The sequence below is a fragment of the Sulfitobacter brevis genome (assembly GCF_900112755.1).
GTDB classification, from domain to species: Bacteria; Pseudomonadota; Alphaproteobacteria; order Rhodobacterales; family Rhodobacteraceae; genus Sulfitobacter; species Sulfitobacter brevis.
Map to the genome: position 1 here is coordinate 143,168 of NZ_FOMW01000010.1, position 15,395 is coordinate 158,562.

At 60.3% G+C, this 15,395-nt stretch carries 21 protein-coding genes; 9 read left to right on the forward strand and 12 right to left on the reverse strand.

Annotation, left to right across the window (positions count from 1 at the left end):
• Positions 1 to 11: 11 nt before the first annotated feature.
• Genes BM174_RS14600 through cobD form a run of 3 tightly spaced genes read right to left on the reverse strand, consistent with a single transcriptional unit; the run spans position 12 to position 3,052 of the window.
• Entirely contained in the window at positions 12 to 1,184 is a 1,173-nt protein-coding gene (locus BM174_RS14600) for a lytic murein transglycosylase (RefSeq protein WP_093924586.1), read from the reverse strand.
• Positions 1,185 to 1,199: 15 nt separating this feature from the next.
• Complete coding sequence (gene cbiB / locus BM174_RS14605) at positions 1,200 to 2,111, reverse strand: adenosylcobinamide-phosphate synthase CbiB (protein WP_093924587.1); 912 nt, start codon at positions 2,109 to 2,111, stop codon at positions 1,200 to 1,202.
• Complete coding sequence (gene cobD / locus BM174_RS14610) at positions 2,108 to 3,052, reverse strand: threonine-phosphate decarboxylase CobD (protein ID WP_093924588.1); 945 nt, start codon at positions 3,050 to 3,052, stop codon at positions 2,108 to 2,110. The genes cbiB and cobD overlap by 4 nt, the downstream gene beginning before the upstream one ends.
• Before the next feature lie 217 nt (positions 3,053 to 3,269).
• Here cobD and BM174_RS14615 point away from each other — a divergent pair, with 217 nt between their 5' ends.
• Positions 3,270 to 3,632: a response regulator gene (locus tag BM174_RS14615; protein WP_093924589.1), complete on the forward strand. Its 363-nt coding sequence runs from the start codon at positions 3,270 to 3,272 to the stop codon at positions 3,630 to 3,632.
• A gap of 15 nt (positions 3,633 to 3,647) precedes the next feature.
• Here the strand turns inward: BM174_RS14615 and BM174_RS14620 are convergent, their stop codons facing one another.
• Positions 3,648 to 4,622 carry a glutathione S-transferase family protein gene (locus BM174_RS14620; RefSeq protein WP_093924590.1) on the reverse strand — a complete coding sequence of 325 codons (975 nt, stop codon included), beginning with the start codon at positions 4,620 to 4,622 and terminating at the stop codon, positions 3,648 to 3,650.
• A gap of 174 nt (positions 4,623 to 4,796) precedes the next feature.
• Here BM174_RS14620 and BM174_RS14625 point away from each other — a divergent pair, with 174 nt between their 5' ends.
• Positions 4,797 to 5,162, forward strand: a complete 366-nt coding sequence (locus BM174_RS14625; RefSeq protein WP_093924591.1) for a hypothetical protein — start codon at positions 4,797 to 4,799, stop codon at positions 5,160 to 5,162.
• Positions 5,163 to 5,283: 121 nt separating this feature from the next.
• Here BM174_RS14625 and BM174_RS14630 read toward each other — a convergent pair whose 3' ends face one another.
• On the reverse strand, positions 5,284 to 6,453 hold the full coding sequence (locus tag BM174_RS14630) for a MalY/PatB family protein (RefSeq protein WP_093924592.1): 1,170 nt from the start codon (positions 6,451 to 6,453) through the stop codon (positions 5,284 to 5,286).
• Positions 6,454 to 6,549: 96 nt separating this feature from the next.
• On the opposite strand from BM174_RS14630, the gene def (BM174_RS14635) reads away from it, so the two are divergent.
• Genes def (BM174_RS14635) through BM174_RS14655 form a run of 5 tightly spaced genes read left to right on the forward strand, consistent with a single transcriptional unit; the run spans position 6,550 to position 9,248 of the window.
• Entirely contained in the window at positions 6,550 to 7,068 is a 519-nt protein-coding gene (gene def / locus BM174_RS14635; protein ID WP_093924593.1) for a peptide deformylase, read from the forward strand.
• Entirely contained in the window at positions 7,065 to 7,562 is a 498-nt protein-coding gene (gene def, locus BM174_RS14640; protein WP_093924594.1) for a peptide deformylase, read from the forward strand. The genes def (BM174_RS14635) and def (BM174_RS14640) overlap by 4 nt, the downstream gene beginning before the upstream one ends.
• The gene (gene def, locus BM174_RS14645; RefSeq protein WP_093924595.1) at positions 7,559 to 8,050 is read left to right on the forward strand and encodes a peptide deformylase; all 492 of its coding nucleotides are present in this window, start codon (positions 7,559 to 7,561) and stop codon (positions 8,048 to 8,050) included. Before def (BM174_RS14640) ends, def (BM174_RS14645) begins: the two co-directional genes overlap by 4 nt.
• Before the next feature lie 42 nt (positions 8,051 to 8,092).
• Positions 8,093 to 9,007 (forward strand): methionyl-tRNA formyltransferase, encoded by a 915-nt coding sequence (gene fmt, locus BM174_RS14650; RefSeq protein ID WP_093924596.1) that lies wholly within the window; start codon positions 8,093 to 8,095, stop codon positions 9,005 to 9,007.
• A 4-nt stretch (positions 9,008 to 9,011) separates the two neighbouring features.
• On the forward strand, positions 9,012 to 9,248 hold the full coding sequence (locus tag BM174_RS14655; protein ID WP_093924597.1) for a hypothetical protein: 237 nt from the start codon (positions 9,012 to 9,014) through the stop codon (positions 9,246 to 9,248).
• A gap of 65 nt (positions 9,249 to 9,313) precedes the next feature.
• On the opposite strand, the gene BM174_RS14660 is transcribed toward BM174_RS14655, so the two are convergent.
• From BM174_RS14660 to BM174_RS14690, 7 genes are all read right to left on the reverse strand, one after another.
• Positions 9,314 to 9,934 (reverse strand): trimeric intracellular cation channel family protein, encoded by a 621-nt coding sequence (locus BM174_RS14660; RefSeq protein ID WP_093924598.1) that lies wholly within the window; start codon positions 9,932 to 9,934, stop codon positions 9,314 to 9,316.
• On the reverse strand, positions 9,931 to 10,383 hold the full coding sequence (rnhA, locus tag BM174_RS14665; protein WP_093924599.1) for a ribonuclease HI: 453 nt from the start codon (positions 10,381 to 10,383) through the stop codon (positions 9,931 to 9,933). The genes BM174_RS14660 and rnhA overlap by 4 nt, the downstream gene beginning before the upstream one ends.
• Entirely contained in the window at positions 10,376 to 10,969 is a 594-nt protein-coding gene (locus BM174_RS14670) for a class I SAM-dependent DNA methyltransferase (RefSeq protein ID WP_093924600.1), read from the reverse strand. The genes rnhA and BM174_RS14670 overlap by 8 nt, the downstream gene beginning before the upstream one ends.
• Positions 10,966 to 11,409, reverse strand: coding sequence for a DUF3429 domain-containing protein (locus BM174_RS14675; protein WP_342742068.1), 444 nt, complete (start codon positions 11,407 to 11,409; stop codon positions 10,966 to 10,968). Before BM174_RS14675 ends, BM174_RS14670 begins: the two co-directional genes overlap by 4 nt.
• A gap of 151 nt (positions 11,410 to 11,560) precedes the next feature.
• Positions 11,561 to 12,511 carry a 4-hydroxy-3-methylbut-2-enyl diphosphate reductase gene (gene ispH, locus BM174_RS14680; RefSeq protein ID WP_093924601.1) on the reverse strand — a complete coding sequence of 317 codons (951 nt, stop codon included), beginning with the start codon at positions 12,509 to 12,511 and terminating at the stop codon, positions 11,561 to 11,563.
• 80 nt (positions 12,512 to 12,591) lie between these two features.
• Positions 12,592 to 13,338 (reverse strand): helix-turn-helix transcriptional regulator, encoded by a 747-nt coding sequence (locus BM174_RS14685; protein ID WP_093924602.1) that lies wholly within the window; start codon positions 13,336 to 13,338, stop codon positions 12,592 to 12,594.
• 163 nt (positions 13,339 to 13,501) lie between these two features.
• A complete protein-coding gene (locus BM174_RS14690) occupies positions 13,502 to 14,059 on the reverse strand; it encodes a LabA-like NYN domain-containing protein (RefSeq protein ID WP_093924603.1) in 558 nt (185 codons plus the stop codon).
• A gap of 128 nt (positions 14,060 to 14,187) precedes the next feature.
• Here BM174_RS14690 and folK point away from each other — a divergent pair, with 128 nt between their 5' ends.
• On the forward strand, positions 14,188 to 14,802 hold the full coding sequence (folK, locus tag BM174_RS14695; RefSeq protein WP_093924604.1) for a 2-amino-4-hydroxy-6-hydroxymethyldihydropteridine diphosphokinase: 615 nt from the start codon (positions 14,188 to 14,190) through the stop codon (positions 14,800 to 14,802).
• A 201-nt stretch (positions 14,803 to 15,003) separates the two neighbouring features.
• Positions 15,004 to 15,357: a DNA-directed RNA polymerase subunit omega gene (rpoZ, locus tag BM174_RS14700; RefSeq protein WP_093924605.1), complete on the forward strand. Its 354-nt coding sequence runs from the start codon at positions 15,004 to 15,006 to the stop codon at positions 15,355 to 15,357.
• Positions 15,358 to 15,395: the final 38 nt, after the last annotated feature.

The following is a 15,395-nucleotide window of genomic DNA, read 5'->3' on the forward strand; positions in this document are numbered from 1 at the left end:
GGTTTCCTTAGTCAGTATTGCGCTAAAAGTTCGGGGGTCGGCCAGCCATCGACGGCCATGCCAAGGCGGGCCTGTTCGGCGCGCACAGCGGCGCGGGTGCCCGAACCAAGAATGCCGTCGATCTTACCAACGTCAAAGCCGCGCGCCTGCAGTTTGGTTTGCAGCGCTTTCATCTGCTCGCCCGATAGCCCCTGCGCGGGGGCGCCTGCATCATAGACGGGCGCGCCCTCCAGTCGGGTGGCGAAATAGGCGGCGGTCATCACATAGACAAAGCTCTGGTTCCAGTCGAAGTAGACGCGGAAATTCGGGAAGGCGATAAAGGCAGGACCGCCGCGCCCTTGCGGCAGCAGGATCGACGCCTCAAGCGTCTCGTCCAAAGCGCCGCTGCGGGCGCTGACACCTAAGCCCTGCCAGTCGGTGACGGGTTTGGTGGTTTCCAATCCGGTCAGCGACCAGTCGAAATCGCGTGGCAGGGTGACTTCGGCCAGCCAAGGTTCGCCCGCGCGCCAGCCCAAGCTATGCAGCATCTTGCCGCCAGACATCAGCGCATCGGCCTCGGAAGCTTTGAGCGAGACACGCCCGTCACCGTCACCATCCACGCCGTTCTCGAGGATGTCGCGGGGCAGCATCTGGACCATGCCGATCTCGCCTGCCCAAGCGCCTGTCGTGGTCTTGGGGTCAAATTCGCCTTTGGCAAAAAGCTCCATCGCGGCGAGGAGTTGCGGACGGAAAAGTTCGGGCCTGCGGCAGTCGTGTGCGAGGGTGGCCAGCGCGTTGGCGGTGTTGAAGTCGCCTTGGAACGCGCCGTAATCCGTCTCGAACGCCCAGAAGGCGAGGAGCACGCCGCGGCTGACGCCGTATTCTGCTTCGATTCTATCAAACACCGCATCGAGCCGTTTGCCATTGGCTTGGCCGCGGTTCAGCCGGTCTGCGGAGATTAGGCGGCGGGAGAAATCGATGAAGGGCATCTGGAAGACGCCCTGCTGGCGGTCCGCGCTCAGCACTGCCGGGTCGGTGCGGATGCCTGCGAAAAAGCGGTCGGCCGTATCAGCGGAGATGCCAGCTGCGGCGGCTTCGGTTTTGACGCCTTCGACAAAGCTGGCAAAGTCACCGCCGCAGGGGGTTTCGGCCAGTGCCAAATGGGGGGCGGTCAGTAGGGCGGCGGCGAGAAGTAAGGGGCGCATAGCATTCCTTTAGGTTCAAACAAGCAGGCCAGTCGCAAGGGTTAGTCCCAACATCACCTCCCATGCCTGCCACAGACGGGTGATGGCCGTATCGATCTGCACAGGTCCAATGGTGCGCGCCCCCGCACCGTGGACCCAAGCAAACGGCTGCATCACCCCATCATAAGCACGCGGACCTGCGAGAGCCACACCAATGGCGCGGGCCATGGCGGATTCAGGCCAACCGGCATTGGGAGAGCGGTGCAGGGCCGCATCGCTACGGATCGCGGGCCAGTCGTTCAGCACCCCGCCGGGCAGCGCGACGAGCAGGGCGGTGATGCGGGCGGGCACATAGTTCAGGACATCATCCATCCGTGCCGAGGCCCAGCCAAATTCGGCATAGCGGGGGGTGCGGTAGCCGATCATGCTGTCGGCGGTATTGACGATTTTATAGACCAGCAGCCCCGGCAGGCCGCCAATGAGAAACCATAGGGCGGGGGCAATCACCCCGTCACCGAGGTTTTCAGCACCGCTTTCGATGGCCGAGCGGGCGACTGCGGATTGGTCCATTGCGCCGGTATCACGGCTGACGATCATCGCCACCGCGCGGCGGCCTTGCGGCAGGGACAGGCGCAGCCCATCGGCCACCGCACGGACGTGATCGGTGAGAGAGCGTTGCGCCAGCAAAATTGCGGCGACAACAATTTCGACCAGCGGCCCGAAAAGTTGTAGCACTGCACCGGTGAGGGCTGCCCCGCTCATCAGGATCAGCAGTGCAATGACGCCTTTGGCCTTGCGCCGCGTGCCCGTGTTTAGCCGGTGGTCCAGCATCTTGACGCAGCGGCCCATCAGCACCGCAGGATGGCTGATGCGGTTCCACAGCCATGCGGGCTCACCCAATGCGGCATCAAGCAGCATAGCCGCCGCGAGTAGCAAGGCGGTGTTCATGCCAGCGCCGCCGAAAGCCGCGCCCAGCCGTCCGCTGCGGGCAGACCGAGGCGGAGCCAGCGTGGATTATAAGGGAACACGCGGGTCCAGATGTGGTGTTCGGCCAAACGGGCTTGCCAGAGGACGGCGTCCTCGACCTCATAGAGCCTGAAAAGGCTGGTACCGCCGAGCAAGTCCGCGCCCTTCGCCAACATCATTTCATCCAGCCGAGCGGCATCGTCTGTCAGACGGGAGCGGGTGACATCCGCCCAAGCTGCATCGCCGAGGGCTGCGGCCCCGATCTGGAGCGCTGGTCCGGCGACGGCCCACGGCCCAAGCATAGTGGCAAGCTTGTCGAGCAAGGCAGGCTCGGCGATGACAAAGCCCAGCCTGACGCCCGCCAATCCCCAGAATTTTCCGAAGCTTTTCAGGACCACGGTACCTGGCTCTGCCGCCTGGGCGATCAGGGTGGCGTCGGGGGTGACTTCGCCAAAGCTTTCATCGATGACGCGCAGACGCCCGACCGTCGCATCTGCCTGCCATTGGCGGCCATCGGGATTATTGGGGTTCACCAGAACGGAGGCTTGAGCTTTCGCGGGGTCTTGGGTGATCTCCCAGCCTTGGGCGGCAAAACTGGCGGCGTGTTCATTGTAGGTCGGCGCTGGGATATAGACGCGGGCAGCGGGGGCCAGTCGCGGGATTTGGGCGATAGCGGAGGAGGCGCCAGGCACGGCGAGAATGCCCGCTCCGGCGGGGATGTTCCAGAACTTGCGGGCAGCGCTTTCAAGCGTGTCGCGGGCGGCCTGATCGGGCAGCGCTGTCCACGCGTCAGCGGTGATTGCGGGCAGAGGATATGCCACAGGATTGATACCAGTGGACAAATCCAGCCAGTCGGCGCGGGTCCCGCCATGGGCGGTGGCAGCGGCGTCGATTCCGCCACCATGGTCGCGCGGTGCTGTCATCTGTTGAGAACCTTATCCCTGCTGGAAGGGCACAACTCTGCCAATCCTGTCGGTTTTAAAAGCGGAAATGCGCCTCTAAATCAAGCGCAAGCTGATCTCTTGCCGGTTTCCCGGATTGGTCGTCGGATCGTTAGGGTTTCGTTAACCATTTCGAACCATGACTTCTGGCGATTGTAAGTATCGCAACTAAATGCCTGAGCTGTAGGAGACGGAATATATGCGCGTTCTGATTGTCGAAAGCAAAGCCGAGTTGGGGGTTTTGTGGCAGAAGCATCTGGAGCGGCAGGGCATGTCGGTGATCTGTGTGCAGTCGCAAATTGAGGCGACGGGCTATCTGGCACAGGAACATGTGGATGTCATTGTTCTCGACCTGATTCTCGCGCAGGGGTCGGCTTTGGCGGTGGCGGATTTTGCCGAGTATCGTCAACCGCTGGCGCGGGTTGTGTTTGTCACCAATACAAGCTTCTTCTCTGACGGGTCGATTTTTGCCCATGCCGCGAACGCACGGGCGTTCCTGTGCTCCACCACGCCACCGGAAGATCTGGCCGCGATGGTGGAGTATTACGGCCAGACCGGCTGACGGAGGTCGAGCCGTTCAGCCGCGCCCGTGTGGCGCGTCAAAATCGGGTGTCGGGTTGATCGGGATGATCCTGTAGGGATTAATCGTGTCATGGCTGTAGTGGTAATGCCGGACGATATGATCGACGTTCACCGTCTCTGCGACGCCGGGCCATTGATAAAGTTCGCGCGTGTAGGCCCAAAGATTGGGGTAATCGACGATTCGGCAGCGGTTACACTTGAAGTGCAAGTGATACACTTTGTCGAAGCGGATCAGGGTGGTGAAGAGCCGCCAGTCGGCTTCAGTGAGCCGGTCGCCAGCGAGGTAGCGATTTTCTGCGAGGATGCCTTCGATCCAGTCGAGGCTGTCGAAAAGCGGATGCACGGCGGCATCATACGCCTCTTGTGTGGTGGCAAAACCGGCTTTGTAAACGCCATTGTTGACGCTGTTGTATATCCGGTCATTGATCGGCTCGATCTGTTTGCGCAGCGAGCCGGGCCAGTAGTCATCGGTGTTGCCGGTCAGCCCGTCGAAGGCGGAGTTGAACATACGAATGATCTCGGCGCTCTCATTTGACACGATGGTGTCGTGCTCGCGGTCCCATAGGATGGGCACCGTGACGCGGCCTGAAAAATCGGGCACGGCGCGGGTATAAAGATCACGGGCGAAGGGCAGGCCGAACTGCTGGTCCCCAGTGGCCCCTTCAAAATCAGTGTCAAATGACCAGCCGTCACCGAGCATATGAGGGTGCACGACGGAGACGCCAATATGCGGCTCCAGCCCTTTCAGCGCGCGGAAGATCAGGGCGCGGTGGGCCCAAGGACAGGCATAGCTGACGTAGAGGTGATACCGCCCTGTTTCAGTTTTGAATCCCGCCTTGCCGGAGGGGCCGGCGCTGCCGTCAGCGGTAACCCAATTGCGGAACTTTGCGTCGGCACGTTGGAATTTTCCGTCGGATTCCTTGGTGTCGTACCAAGTGTCCTGCCATTTTCCGTCAACCAAAAGTCCCATGTCTGTCTCCCTCTTTTCGCATGAGGGAACACCTAGCCTATGACGGCGTTATGGCTATAGCCGCAGGGGCGCAGCAGCCCTGCGCAGATGCACAGCCGGAGATTTGTCATCAAATATTAACTTGATTTATCCATGCTTTAGGTCAGCCTGTTGTGGAATTGGGGGATAGATTCGATGGAAGCGGTGTTTTCGAAAGAGGTGCAGGCGGGGCTTGAAGCCGCGCGGCTGACCAGCCTGAGGCGCGCCTCGCGGTTGCGTATTGATGTGGGCGGGGTGATCTATCCAGTGCTGCGGATGTGGAAAACGGGATTTGCTGTCGAGGCTGAAAACGCCCCTAAGCTACGCGGTCTTGTCGACCTTTTCGACGGGAGCAAGCATCTGTTTCAGTGTCTGATCGTTGCCACGCAGGAAGAAGACGGCGAGATGGTCTATGAGTTCAAGCGTGCCACGGCGGTTGCCAGTGCGGCGGCGCTGGATTTCGAGCGTTCCGAGACGGCGCCTGCTGGGCTGATTGAGAACTACGGCAGTGAATTTGGCTGATCTGGGATTGCTCGATTTCGCGTGCGGTTAGCAAGTGCAGCGCATCGGGGGGCGGAAACCGCAGCCTAAGGGTGCGGTTTCCGAGCTTAAAGCGCTAGCGCCATGCCGCGTTAGCAGGGGTCTATTGCAGATCGCTGAATGCTGCAGTCAAGCGTTTGCAGGCCTCTTCTACGCGGGCGCGCGGGGTTGCAATATTGAACCTTAAAAAGGTATCGCCGCCACTGCCGAAGGTTGGGCCGTGATTTGCTGCAATGCCTGCGTCGGTTTGCACACGTTTGGTAAACTCGGCCGCCGACATACCTGTGCCTTTAAAGTCGACCCACGCCAGATAGGTTGATTCGAGCGGCATGGAGGCGAGACCGGGGATGGCGTTAACGGCGTCGTCGAACAAACGGCGGTTGCCATCGAGATAGGTGACCAGATCATCGACCCATGCGGCGCCTTCGGGAGAGTAGGCGGCAGTTGCCATGAACAGGCCGAAGGAATTTGGCGACACACCCATCGCGTTCATCCGTTTGGCAAAGCGGGCGCGCAGGGCCTCGTCGGGGATGATCACATTGCCGGAGTGGCATCCGGCGATGTTAAAGGTTTTGGTTGTCGCGGTCATCATCACCAAACGGTCGGTAACGCCGTCGATCAGCGACATCGCGGTGTGGGTGTGGCCGGGCATCACGAGGTCATGGTGGATTTCGTCAGAGACCAGCACCAGATCATGGCGCTTTGCGAAATCGGCGACGCCTTGCAGCTCGTCACGGGTCCAGACCCGACCGCCGGGGTTATGTGGCGAGCAAAGGATCAGCATTTTCTCGGTGCCGGTCATCTGCGCGTCCCAGGCGTCGAAATCCATCATGTAGCGGCCATCGGTCAGGGCCAGCTCGCATTCCACGACCTTGCGATCAGCTGCGGTGATCACGCGGGCAAAGGCATGATAGACGGGGGTCATCAGAACGACCCCATCGCCCGGGGAGGTGAAGGCGTCGACGCACATCGCGGTGCCGTTGACCAAGCCGTGGGTGGTAAAGATCCATTCAGGCTGTACGGTCCAGTTGTGACGGTTTTGCATCCACCACTGGATCGCGCCAAGGTAGTCACTTTCATCGCCGAAGTAGCCATAGACGCCGTGATCAAGATACCGCTGCAGGGCTTCTTGGATCACTGACGGCGGACGAAAATCCATATCGGCCACCCACATGGCGATGCCACTGTCGCGCGGCACGCCGTAGACCAGCTCCATCTTGTCCCACTTAGCACAGTGGGTGTCGCGGCGGTCGATGATTTCGTCAAAGCTCATAGTCTGTTCCTTTGGTTTGGCGGCCAAGCTAGCGGCAATTACCGGACCTGCAAGCCCCCGGTTGCAAGGCGCCTTGGGTTGGCCTAAATCACCACCATGAAACGCCCCATTTTATTGCACCCCGATCCCCGCTTGAAAAAAGCCTGCGCGCCTGTCGATGATCTGACAGACGAATTGCGGGCCTTGGCTGATGATATGCTCGCGACGATGTATGACGCGCCGGGCGTTGGCCTTGCCGCGCCCCAAGTCGGCGTGCTGAACCGCTTGATTGTGCTGGATTGCGTGAAGGAAGAGGGCGAGGCGCCGCGCCCGCTGATCATGTTCAATCCGCAGGTGGTCGCGGCCTCGGAGGAGGAGAGCACCTATGAAGAAGGGTGTTTGTCGATCCCTGAACATTTCGCCGATGTGACACGCCCTGCCGAGGTGGACGTGCGCTGGATCGACCGGAGTGGTGCCGAACAGAACGAGCGGTTTGCCGGGCTTTGGGCGACGTGTGTGCAGCATGAGATCGACCACTTGGAAGGCAAATTGTTTATCGACTATCTCAAGCCGCTGCGCCGCCAGATGATCACCCGCAAGATGGCCAAGCTTAAGCGGGAGTTGGCGCGAGGATGAGTGTGCTCGAGATCGTGAAATGGCCAGACCCGCGACTGGCAGAAACCTGTCCACAGGTCGAGGCGATCACGCCAGAGATCGAGCAATTGGCGGCAGATATGCTGGAGACCATGTACGCCGCACCGGGGCGGGGTCTGGCAGGGCCGCAAGTCGGCGCGATGCTGCGGATTTTCGTAATGGATGTCGGCTGGAAAGAGGGCAAACCCGATCCGCTGGTTTGTATTAATCCGATGTTGCAGGAAGTCGGCGAGGACCGCGCTACCAATATCGAGGGCTGCTTGAGCATCCCGGGTGTGAGTGCCGAGATCAGTCGCCCGACACAGGTGCAGATGGTTTGGACCGGCGTGAATGGTGGACGCTATGTGCAGAGCTTTGACGGGTTCGGTGCAGTCTGCGTGCAGCACGAGCTTGACCATCTCGACGGGGTTGTGACCTTTGACCATCTTGATGCCGAGACCCGCGCGCAGTTGATTGCGGAGTATCAGGCACAATGACAGTTCGGAAACTCATCCCTTGGCCAGACGCGCGGTTGCGCAAGGCGGCCGCGCCTGTCGAGCAGATTACCGACGAGGTGCGCGGTATCTGGGATGATATGATCGCAACCATGGATGCCATGCCCGGTGTCGGGCTGGCGGCACCGCAGATCGGGGTGATGTTGCAACTTGCCGTGGTGGATGCCTCACAAGGGCGCAACAAGCGGATACGTCTGGCAAACCCGAAGGTTTTGCAGGCCTCGGTCAAATTGAACGTGCATGATGAGGCCAGCCCGAACCTGCCCGGGGTATCGGCCAAGATCGCGCGGCCCCGCGCGGTGACGGTGCAGTATCTTGATGAGACGGGCGCCGAAGTGGAGCGCGATTTCGTCGGGTTGGAGGCGACCAGCGTCCAGCATCAGATCGACCATCTGGCGGGGAAGATGTATTTCGACAATCTCAGCAAGCTCAAGCGGGATATGTTGATCAAGCGGGCGCGCAAGATCTAGCGGCCTTTGCGGCTTTGACAGGCGAACGGAGGGAACCAGACCATGCGGATCATTTTCATGGGCACGCCCGATTTTTCCGTGCCGGTACTGGATGCTTTGGTAGAGGCGGGCCACGAGATTGCCGCTGTCTATTGCCAGCCGCCGCGCCCTGCGGGACGGGGCAAGAAGGACCGATCCAGCCCCGTGCAGCAACGAGCCGAGGCGCTGGGCCTTCTGGTGCGGCATCCGGTATCGTTGAAGACGGCTGAGGCGCAGGCGGAGTTTGCTGCGCTGGAGCCGGATATTGCGGTGGTGGTGGCCTATGGGTTGATCCTGCCGCAGGTCGTGCTGGATGCGCCGAAACGCGGGTGTTTGAACATTCACGCCAGCCTGTTGCCGCGTTGGCGCGGGGCGGCACCTATTCACCGCGCGATTATGGCGGGGGATGCGCAGACCGGCGTTTGCATCATGCAGATGGAAGCGGGGTTGGATACCGGCCCCGTGTTGGCCCGCGCGGTGGTGGATATCGGTGCAGAGGAAACCACGGGTGTCTTGCATGACCGGTTGAGCGCGCTCGGCGCCGCTGAGATTGTCACGGCTTTGGCGCAGTTGGACCAGCTGGTGGCGGAGGTGCAACCGGACGCGGGCGTGACCTATGCCGCCAAGATCGACAAGGCGGAGGCGCATATTGACTGGGCGCGGTCCGCTGTGGAGGTGGACCGATTGATCCGCGGGCTTTCGCCGTTTCCGGGGGCGTGGTTTGAGCGGCAGGGCCAGCGGGTCAAGGTTTTGGGGTCGGTATTGACCGAAGGTGCAGGGGCTGCGGGTGAGGTCTTGGACCGCGATTTACGCGTTGCTTGCGGCGAGGGCGCAGTGCGGCTGACGCGCTTGCAACGAGCAGGTAAGGCTGTGCAGGATGCACAAGTGTTTCAAAGCGGCGCGCAGATCGCGCCCGGCACGCGGCTTGGGGGGGAGTGAGCGGATGTTCATGGCGCTTTTTGGCACGGTCGTGATTGCAGGGATCGTCGGCTATGTCTCCGAAAAGACCGGCTGGACGCACAATGGTATTTTGCAGAGCATTATCATCTGCATTGGCGGCGCGTTCCTGTTCTACTTTGTGCGGGTGATGTTTGACGTCGGATTTCGCAGCGCGGGGATGAACGCGATTGTCTCGTCAATCGGGGCGTTGATCATTGTGCCGTTTCACTGGCGGCGGTGAAGTTGACTTTGCCGGAGACAAAGTAAGCCTCCGGCGGGAGTTTTCCGGCCAAATGAAAAGACGGCTCAGGTTTTTGGCGGTGTGCTCTTGTAGACGGGCAGATGCCAGCCGAAATAGAGCGATCCAGCGCGTAAAATCCATGTGACGGCCGCGCAGGCCAGTAGGCTGGTGGGGGTATCAAGCCAGTGGCGGGCGAGAACGGCGGTGGCCGCACCGACGAAAGCGGCGGTGACGTAAAGTTCGCCTTGTTTCAGGACCAGCGGCACCTCTCCCACGACCACATCGCGCATCAGCCCACCGAGGGTACCGGTGATCATGCCCATCAGGACAACGATGGTCGGCGATTGCTCTTGGGCGATGGCGACGCCTGCGCCAGCGGCAACCGCCACGGCAAGAGCAAGGCTGTCGAGCCAGATCAGGGTGCGCATCCGGCTTTCGAGTAGGTGGGCAGAGAAGAACACCACAAAAGCGGCGACTGATGCCACGGCGAGATAGGCGGGATTGTCGATCCAGAAGATCGGATTGCGGTCGAGCAGCAGGTCGCGAATGGTGCCGCCGCCAAGCGCGGTGAGGCAGGCAACGAAGGCGAAACCAACCAGATCAAGCTGGGCACGGCTGGCGACCAGCGCACCGGTGATGGCGAAAACCAGCACGGCGGCGTAATCGAGGAGCGAGACGAGGCTCATTTCTTGAAAGGCGCCATGCCCGCGCGGGCCAGTGCATCGGCGCGCTCGTTCTCGGGGTGGCCGGCGTGGCCCTTGACCCACTGCCACGTCACCTTGTGACGGGCATTGGCGAGGTCAAGCCGTTGCCAAAGCTCGGCGTTTTTGACCGGCTTTTTGGCGGCGTTTTTCCAGCCGTTCTTCTTCCAGCCGAAGATCCAGCCAGTGATGCCGTTTTTGACGTAGTTGCTGTCAGTGACGATGGTGATTTCGGTTGTGCGGCTGAGCGATTCGAGTGCGTGGATCGCGGCAAGCAGTTCCATGCGGTTGTTGGTGGTCAGGGCTTCGCCGCCTTTAAGCTCGCGTTCCTTGACCACAGTAGTGCCATCGCGGGCCTGCATGAGAGCCCCCCAGCCACCGGGGCCGGGATTGCCGGAACAGGCGCCGTCTGTATATGCGAATAAGTCAGCCATTTGCGCGCAGGGCTACCCAATCTGCAGGGGTGTCGTCCAGCCCCTTTCCGCATCCGGTGACGCGGTGGGTGACGATAAATCCGGCGGCGGTGAGCAGGGCGGTCAATTCGGCGTCGGTGTAGTAGGTATAAAGCCGTCCCAAGGTGTCACGTTTTTCACCGGTGCCGGTCTTGAGAGCGATGTGAAATACCCCGCCCGCGCGCAGCGCTTGGCGTAGGGCGGCGAGGTGGCGCGGCATGTCGGCGCGCGGGGCGTGTAGCAGCGAGAAGTTTGCCCAAATGCCATCGTAGAGGTCGGTGCCGTCGATCTCGTCGAAGGTTGCGAGGCGCGCGGTGACACCGGTGTGGGTGGTGGCCATAGCGACCATTTCGGGCACTGCGTCAGTGGCGGTGACCCGCAAACCTGCCTCGGCCATCACCTGCGCCGCCGCACCCGGACCGCATCCGAGGTCGAGCACGTCGGCGCCCGCGGGGAGGGCATTCATAAATTCGGCAAGCTGCGGGTCGTGGCCCGCGCGATTGCTGATCCTTTCGGCGTAGTCCTGCGCCTTGGTGGCATAGACGCGCAGGGTTTCAGCGTCGTTCACGCCCAAAGGCCAACGGCGAGGCAGATCAGGACGATCGCGGTGAGCTGGATCCGCAGGGTGAGCCACCAAGGCGGGGTCAGCTCCCAACGGTGAAAGGCGAAATCGAGGATCAATACACCCGCGAAGCCAATCATCAGGTTGATCAGGGCAGTATCCGCGTCCGATCCTGGGTTCAGGAAAACCCAGAGTGCCGGCACCGTCGAGAGCGCATAGCAGATCGCGGCCTGTCTGCCCTGCGCTTTGGTAGCAAAGCTCCAAAGTGCGCCGGACATGAAGCTGAGGATGATAACGCCGTAACGCACCAACAACAGACGGCCATGCACAGCCGCATCAAGGCTGGTGTTGACCCAATCCAGCGAGACCAAGGCCCCGAAGAGGAAGGGGACAAGTCCCGCGAGGCCAAGCAGCAGGGCGGCGGGGGGAATACGGTTCACTGCCATGTCGGCGCGCCCGATCGTGAAACGCTCTGGGGGGCGGGGATATTGGCAGGGGTCATATGCGCCTCACTAAATACATGCAAACGCACGTTAAGTCGGCGCGGTGCGGGCTGCAAGGGGCAGGTGCGCGGCGTCGGAGAGTAGGTTGGACGGGCTATGCAGGGATCCGTAGGACGCGGGGCACTTTGAACTCGACGTTTTCTTGCGCGGTCTCGACCATTTCGGAGGTCACATCGTAGCGCTGTTTAAAAGCTTCGATAACTTCATTGATCAGAACCTCGGGGGCGGAGGCGCCTGCGGTGATCCCGATGCTGGTGATGCCGTCGAGTGCACGCCAGTCGATGTCGGCGGCGCGTTGCACCAGTTGCGCATAAGCGCAGCCCGCGCGGGCACCAACTTCCACAAGACGGCGGGAGTTTGAGGAGTTGGGCGCCCCGACTACCAACATAGCATCACAGCGCGGCGCCATCGCTTTTACGGCTTCCTGGCGGTTGGTCGTGGCGTAGCAGATGTCTTCTTTGTGCGGCCCGATGATGGCGGGGAAGCGGGCCTTGAGGGCGGCGACAATCTCGGCGGTATCGTCGACGCTAAGGGTGGTTTGGGTCACATAGGCGAGACGCTCAGGGTCGCGCACCATTACCGAGGCAACGTCGGCAGGGGTCTCGACCAGCAGCACTTCGCCCTGCGGCAACTGGCCCATTGTGCCGATGGTTTCGGGATGGCCTGCGTGACCGATCATGATCATCTGGAGGCCCGCTTCGGCGTGGCGTTGGGCTTCGATATGGACCTTGGACACCAGCGGGCAGGTGGCATCGACATAGATCATGTTGCGGGCCTCGGCGGCGTTGGGCACGGATTTTGGCACGCCGTGCGCTGAAAAGATCACCGGACGATCAGAAGGCACGTCAGAGAGTTCTTCGACGAAAACCGCGCCCTTGTCGCGCAACCCGTCGACCACGAATTTGTTGTGCACGATCTCGTGGCGGACATAGACCGGCGCGCCCCATTTCTCCAACGCCAGTTCGACGATCTTGATCGCGCGGTCCACGCCAGCGCAAAACCCGCGAGGAGCGGCAAGATACAGCGTGAGAGGGGGCTTGGTCATGAAAGGCTCCGGTGGTTTGGCGCAGAGGTAAGCATTTGCGGCGCATTCGTCCAGAGCACGGCGCGCGGTGTAGGGTGCAGTCAGTCGGAGCGGTCGTGCAGCAGAGCCGCCGCCTGTGCGCGATTGTGCACGCCGAGCTTGCGATAGCCCATTTTGGCATAGTCCGAGACGGTATGGACAGAGATGCCGCAGATCTCGGCGGCCTGCTTGCGGCTGCACCCTTGGGCTAACAAAATCACGACCTCGCGTTCGCGGGGGGTTAGATGCTCGAACCGGTCGGGCAGCGTTTGCGGGGCGTCGGGGGATGGTTGGCTTAGGGCATACGGGGAGGGAGGCAACGCGGCCAATTCTTCGATGCGCCGGTGGATCAGCACGCAAAATAGCTGCACTTCCTCGGTGAGAGGGGTGATTCGCTTTGTAAAAGTAGCGCGGTCCAGTCCGGTCCCAAGGATAAACCCGCCAAAACGATCGGATCCTTTAAGCCGCGTCGGGACACCGAAGCCTGAAAGAAATCCGGAGGTGCCGGCGCGCTCGACAAATTCGCGTTCGGCGGTTGTGACGTGGGGGTGCTTTTGAATGAACTCAGTGCCGATCTGGACCACAGCGTAACTGTGGCACGCGTGATGGAGAAACGGATCATCTTGTGGTTGCAGCCGATCATAGAGGCCATCCATAGTGGTTCGCAGGAACGGCGTATCAAAATGATCGTTCACGGTGAGGTAAATCACATGATCAAAGCCAACAAGCTCTAGGGTTTGAACGACACCGTGCCAGAGTTCGTCGATGTCTGTGAGCTTCTCTAGCGTCTCGGCGTGCTGGACTAACATATGGCCCCCCCTATTTAGGGGATCGCGCAAAAAGTGTTTTTATGTCAACTTGTTTGTGGGGGTACGCAAATACGCGGATATTATTTTCCCTACTTATTTTAGCAGGACAGCACGCCAGCACCCGCAAGGGGTCTGGCGTGTTATTTTGTTGTAAAGGAGCAGGTTACGGGTTTTCGTCGTTGCCTGAGTGCTCACGTTGCGGGCGGCCAATCACGTCGCGCAGGTCTTCAAGCTCGATAAAATTATCTGCCTGACGGCGCAAATCGTCCGAGATCATCGGGGGCTGGCTGCGGATGGTAGACACGACCGAAACCCGAACGCCTTGGCGTTGAAGGCTTTCAACAAGCGGGCGGAAGTCGCCATCGCCGGAAAAAATCACGATATGATCAACACGCGGAGCTAGCTCCATGGCATCCACCGCAAGTTCGATATCCATGTTGCCCTTCACCTTACGGCGGCCCATGCTGTCGGTGTATTCCTTGGCCGGTTTGGTGACCATGGTGAAGCCGTTATAGTTTAGCCAGTCGACCAGCGGGCGGATCGGCGAATATTCGTCGTTCTCCAGCAGGGCTGTATAATAAAAGGCACGTAGCAACTTGCCACGCCGCATAAATTCTTGCCTGAGCAGCTTGTAGTCGATGTCAAACCCGAGCGATTTCGCAGCGGCGTAGAGGTTTGAACCATCAATGAACAACGCCAGACGCTCATCTTTGTAAAACATTTGCTATCCTTCCGCGGGGGGGCCGCTAAGACTTTAAAATTGATGTAGCGTGATACCGATCATATGGAACACGCGAAAACTCGAAGCCGCCCCGAATTATCAGAGCGCATACCTAAGGATTTTTTACTATGCCGCAAGACCCAGCATTTGGCGGCAAGCAGCGAAATACGTATCATGAGTTACTTATCGCGCTAGGCGGGAATTTAAATTCTCCCGTCGGCGCGCCCGCAGCTACATTGCGGTCAGCCCTCTCCCAGTTAACACAAAACGGCGCAGTGATTCGCTCCGTGAGTACATTCTACCACACGCCGGCTTTTCCCAAGGGATCGGGGCCAGATTATGTCAATGCGGTGGCAAAAATCAGTGCGTACTGGTCCCCCGCCGAGGCCTTGGACCGGTTACATCAAATCGAGGCGCAGATGGCGCGAGAACGCGATCAACGCTGGGGTCAGAGAACGCTCGACCTGGATATTCTCGCCTATGACGATGTGGTTTTGCCCGACCGCGAAATCTATGATGCGTGGCGCAACCTCCCGCCAGAAGTGCAGATTGGCCGCACACCCGACCAGCTTATCCTGCCGCATCCAAGGATGCAGGATCGGGCTTTTGTGCTTGTCCCATTAGCAGATGTGGCGCCGGACTGGGTGCATCCGGTTTTGCAGCGAAGCGTAATTCAAATGCTGAAAGCGCTGCCGGAGGCGGAGAAGGCAGAAATCATCGCGATCAACGAGGTCGCAAGCTGACACTTGCACTGGGGTCATCGGCCTAGGGCAGAACGGCGCGGCGTTTAGATCGGCCAGGCATGAGCGGAATTGCCGCAGGACGCATCGCGTAAGACACCAGAATGCCACCGCAGCGCCGCAGACCGATTCCCTGCTTGTAAATCCTGATCTTCCGGCCTAAATACCCACCTTCTGGCAGCATTTATGAGATTGGAGCTTTCCATGGCCCGCGTAACCGTCGAAGATTGTGTTGATAAGGTTCCCAACCGGTTTGAATTGGTCATGCTGGCAGCACACCGCGCCCGCGAGATCACTGCGGGCTCTCCTGTGACTGTGGATCGTGACAACGATAAAAACCCTGTCGTTTCGCTGCGCGAGATTGCGGATGAAACGCAGTCGGCTGACGATCTGCGCGAACGTCTGATCGAGAGCAACCAGAACCAGATCGAGATCGATGAGCCGGAAGAAGACGCGATGGCGCTTCTGATGGGTGCCGAGCAGGACAAACCCGAAGAAGACAGCATGTCCGAAGAGATGCTGTTGCGCCAGTTGATGGCAGCACAGGGGCAGGGGTAAAAACCCCGCGCTCCCCCGGGGGCGTGATGAGGCAGGTG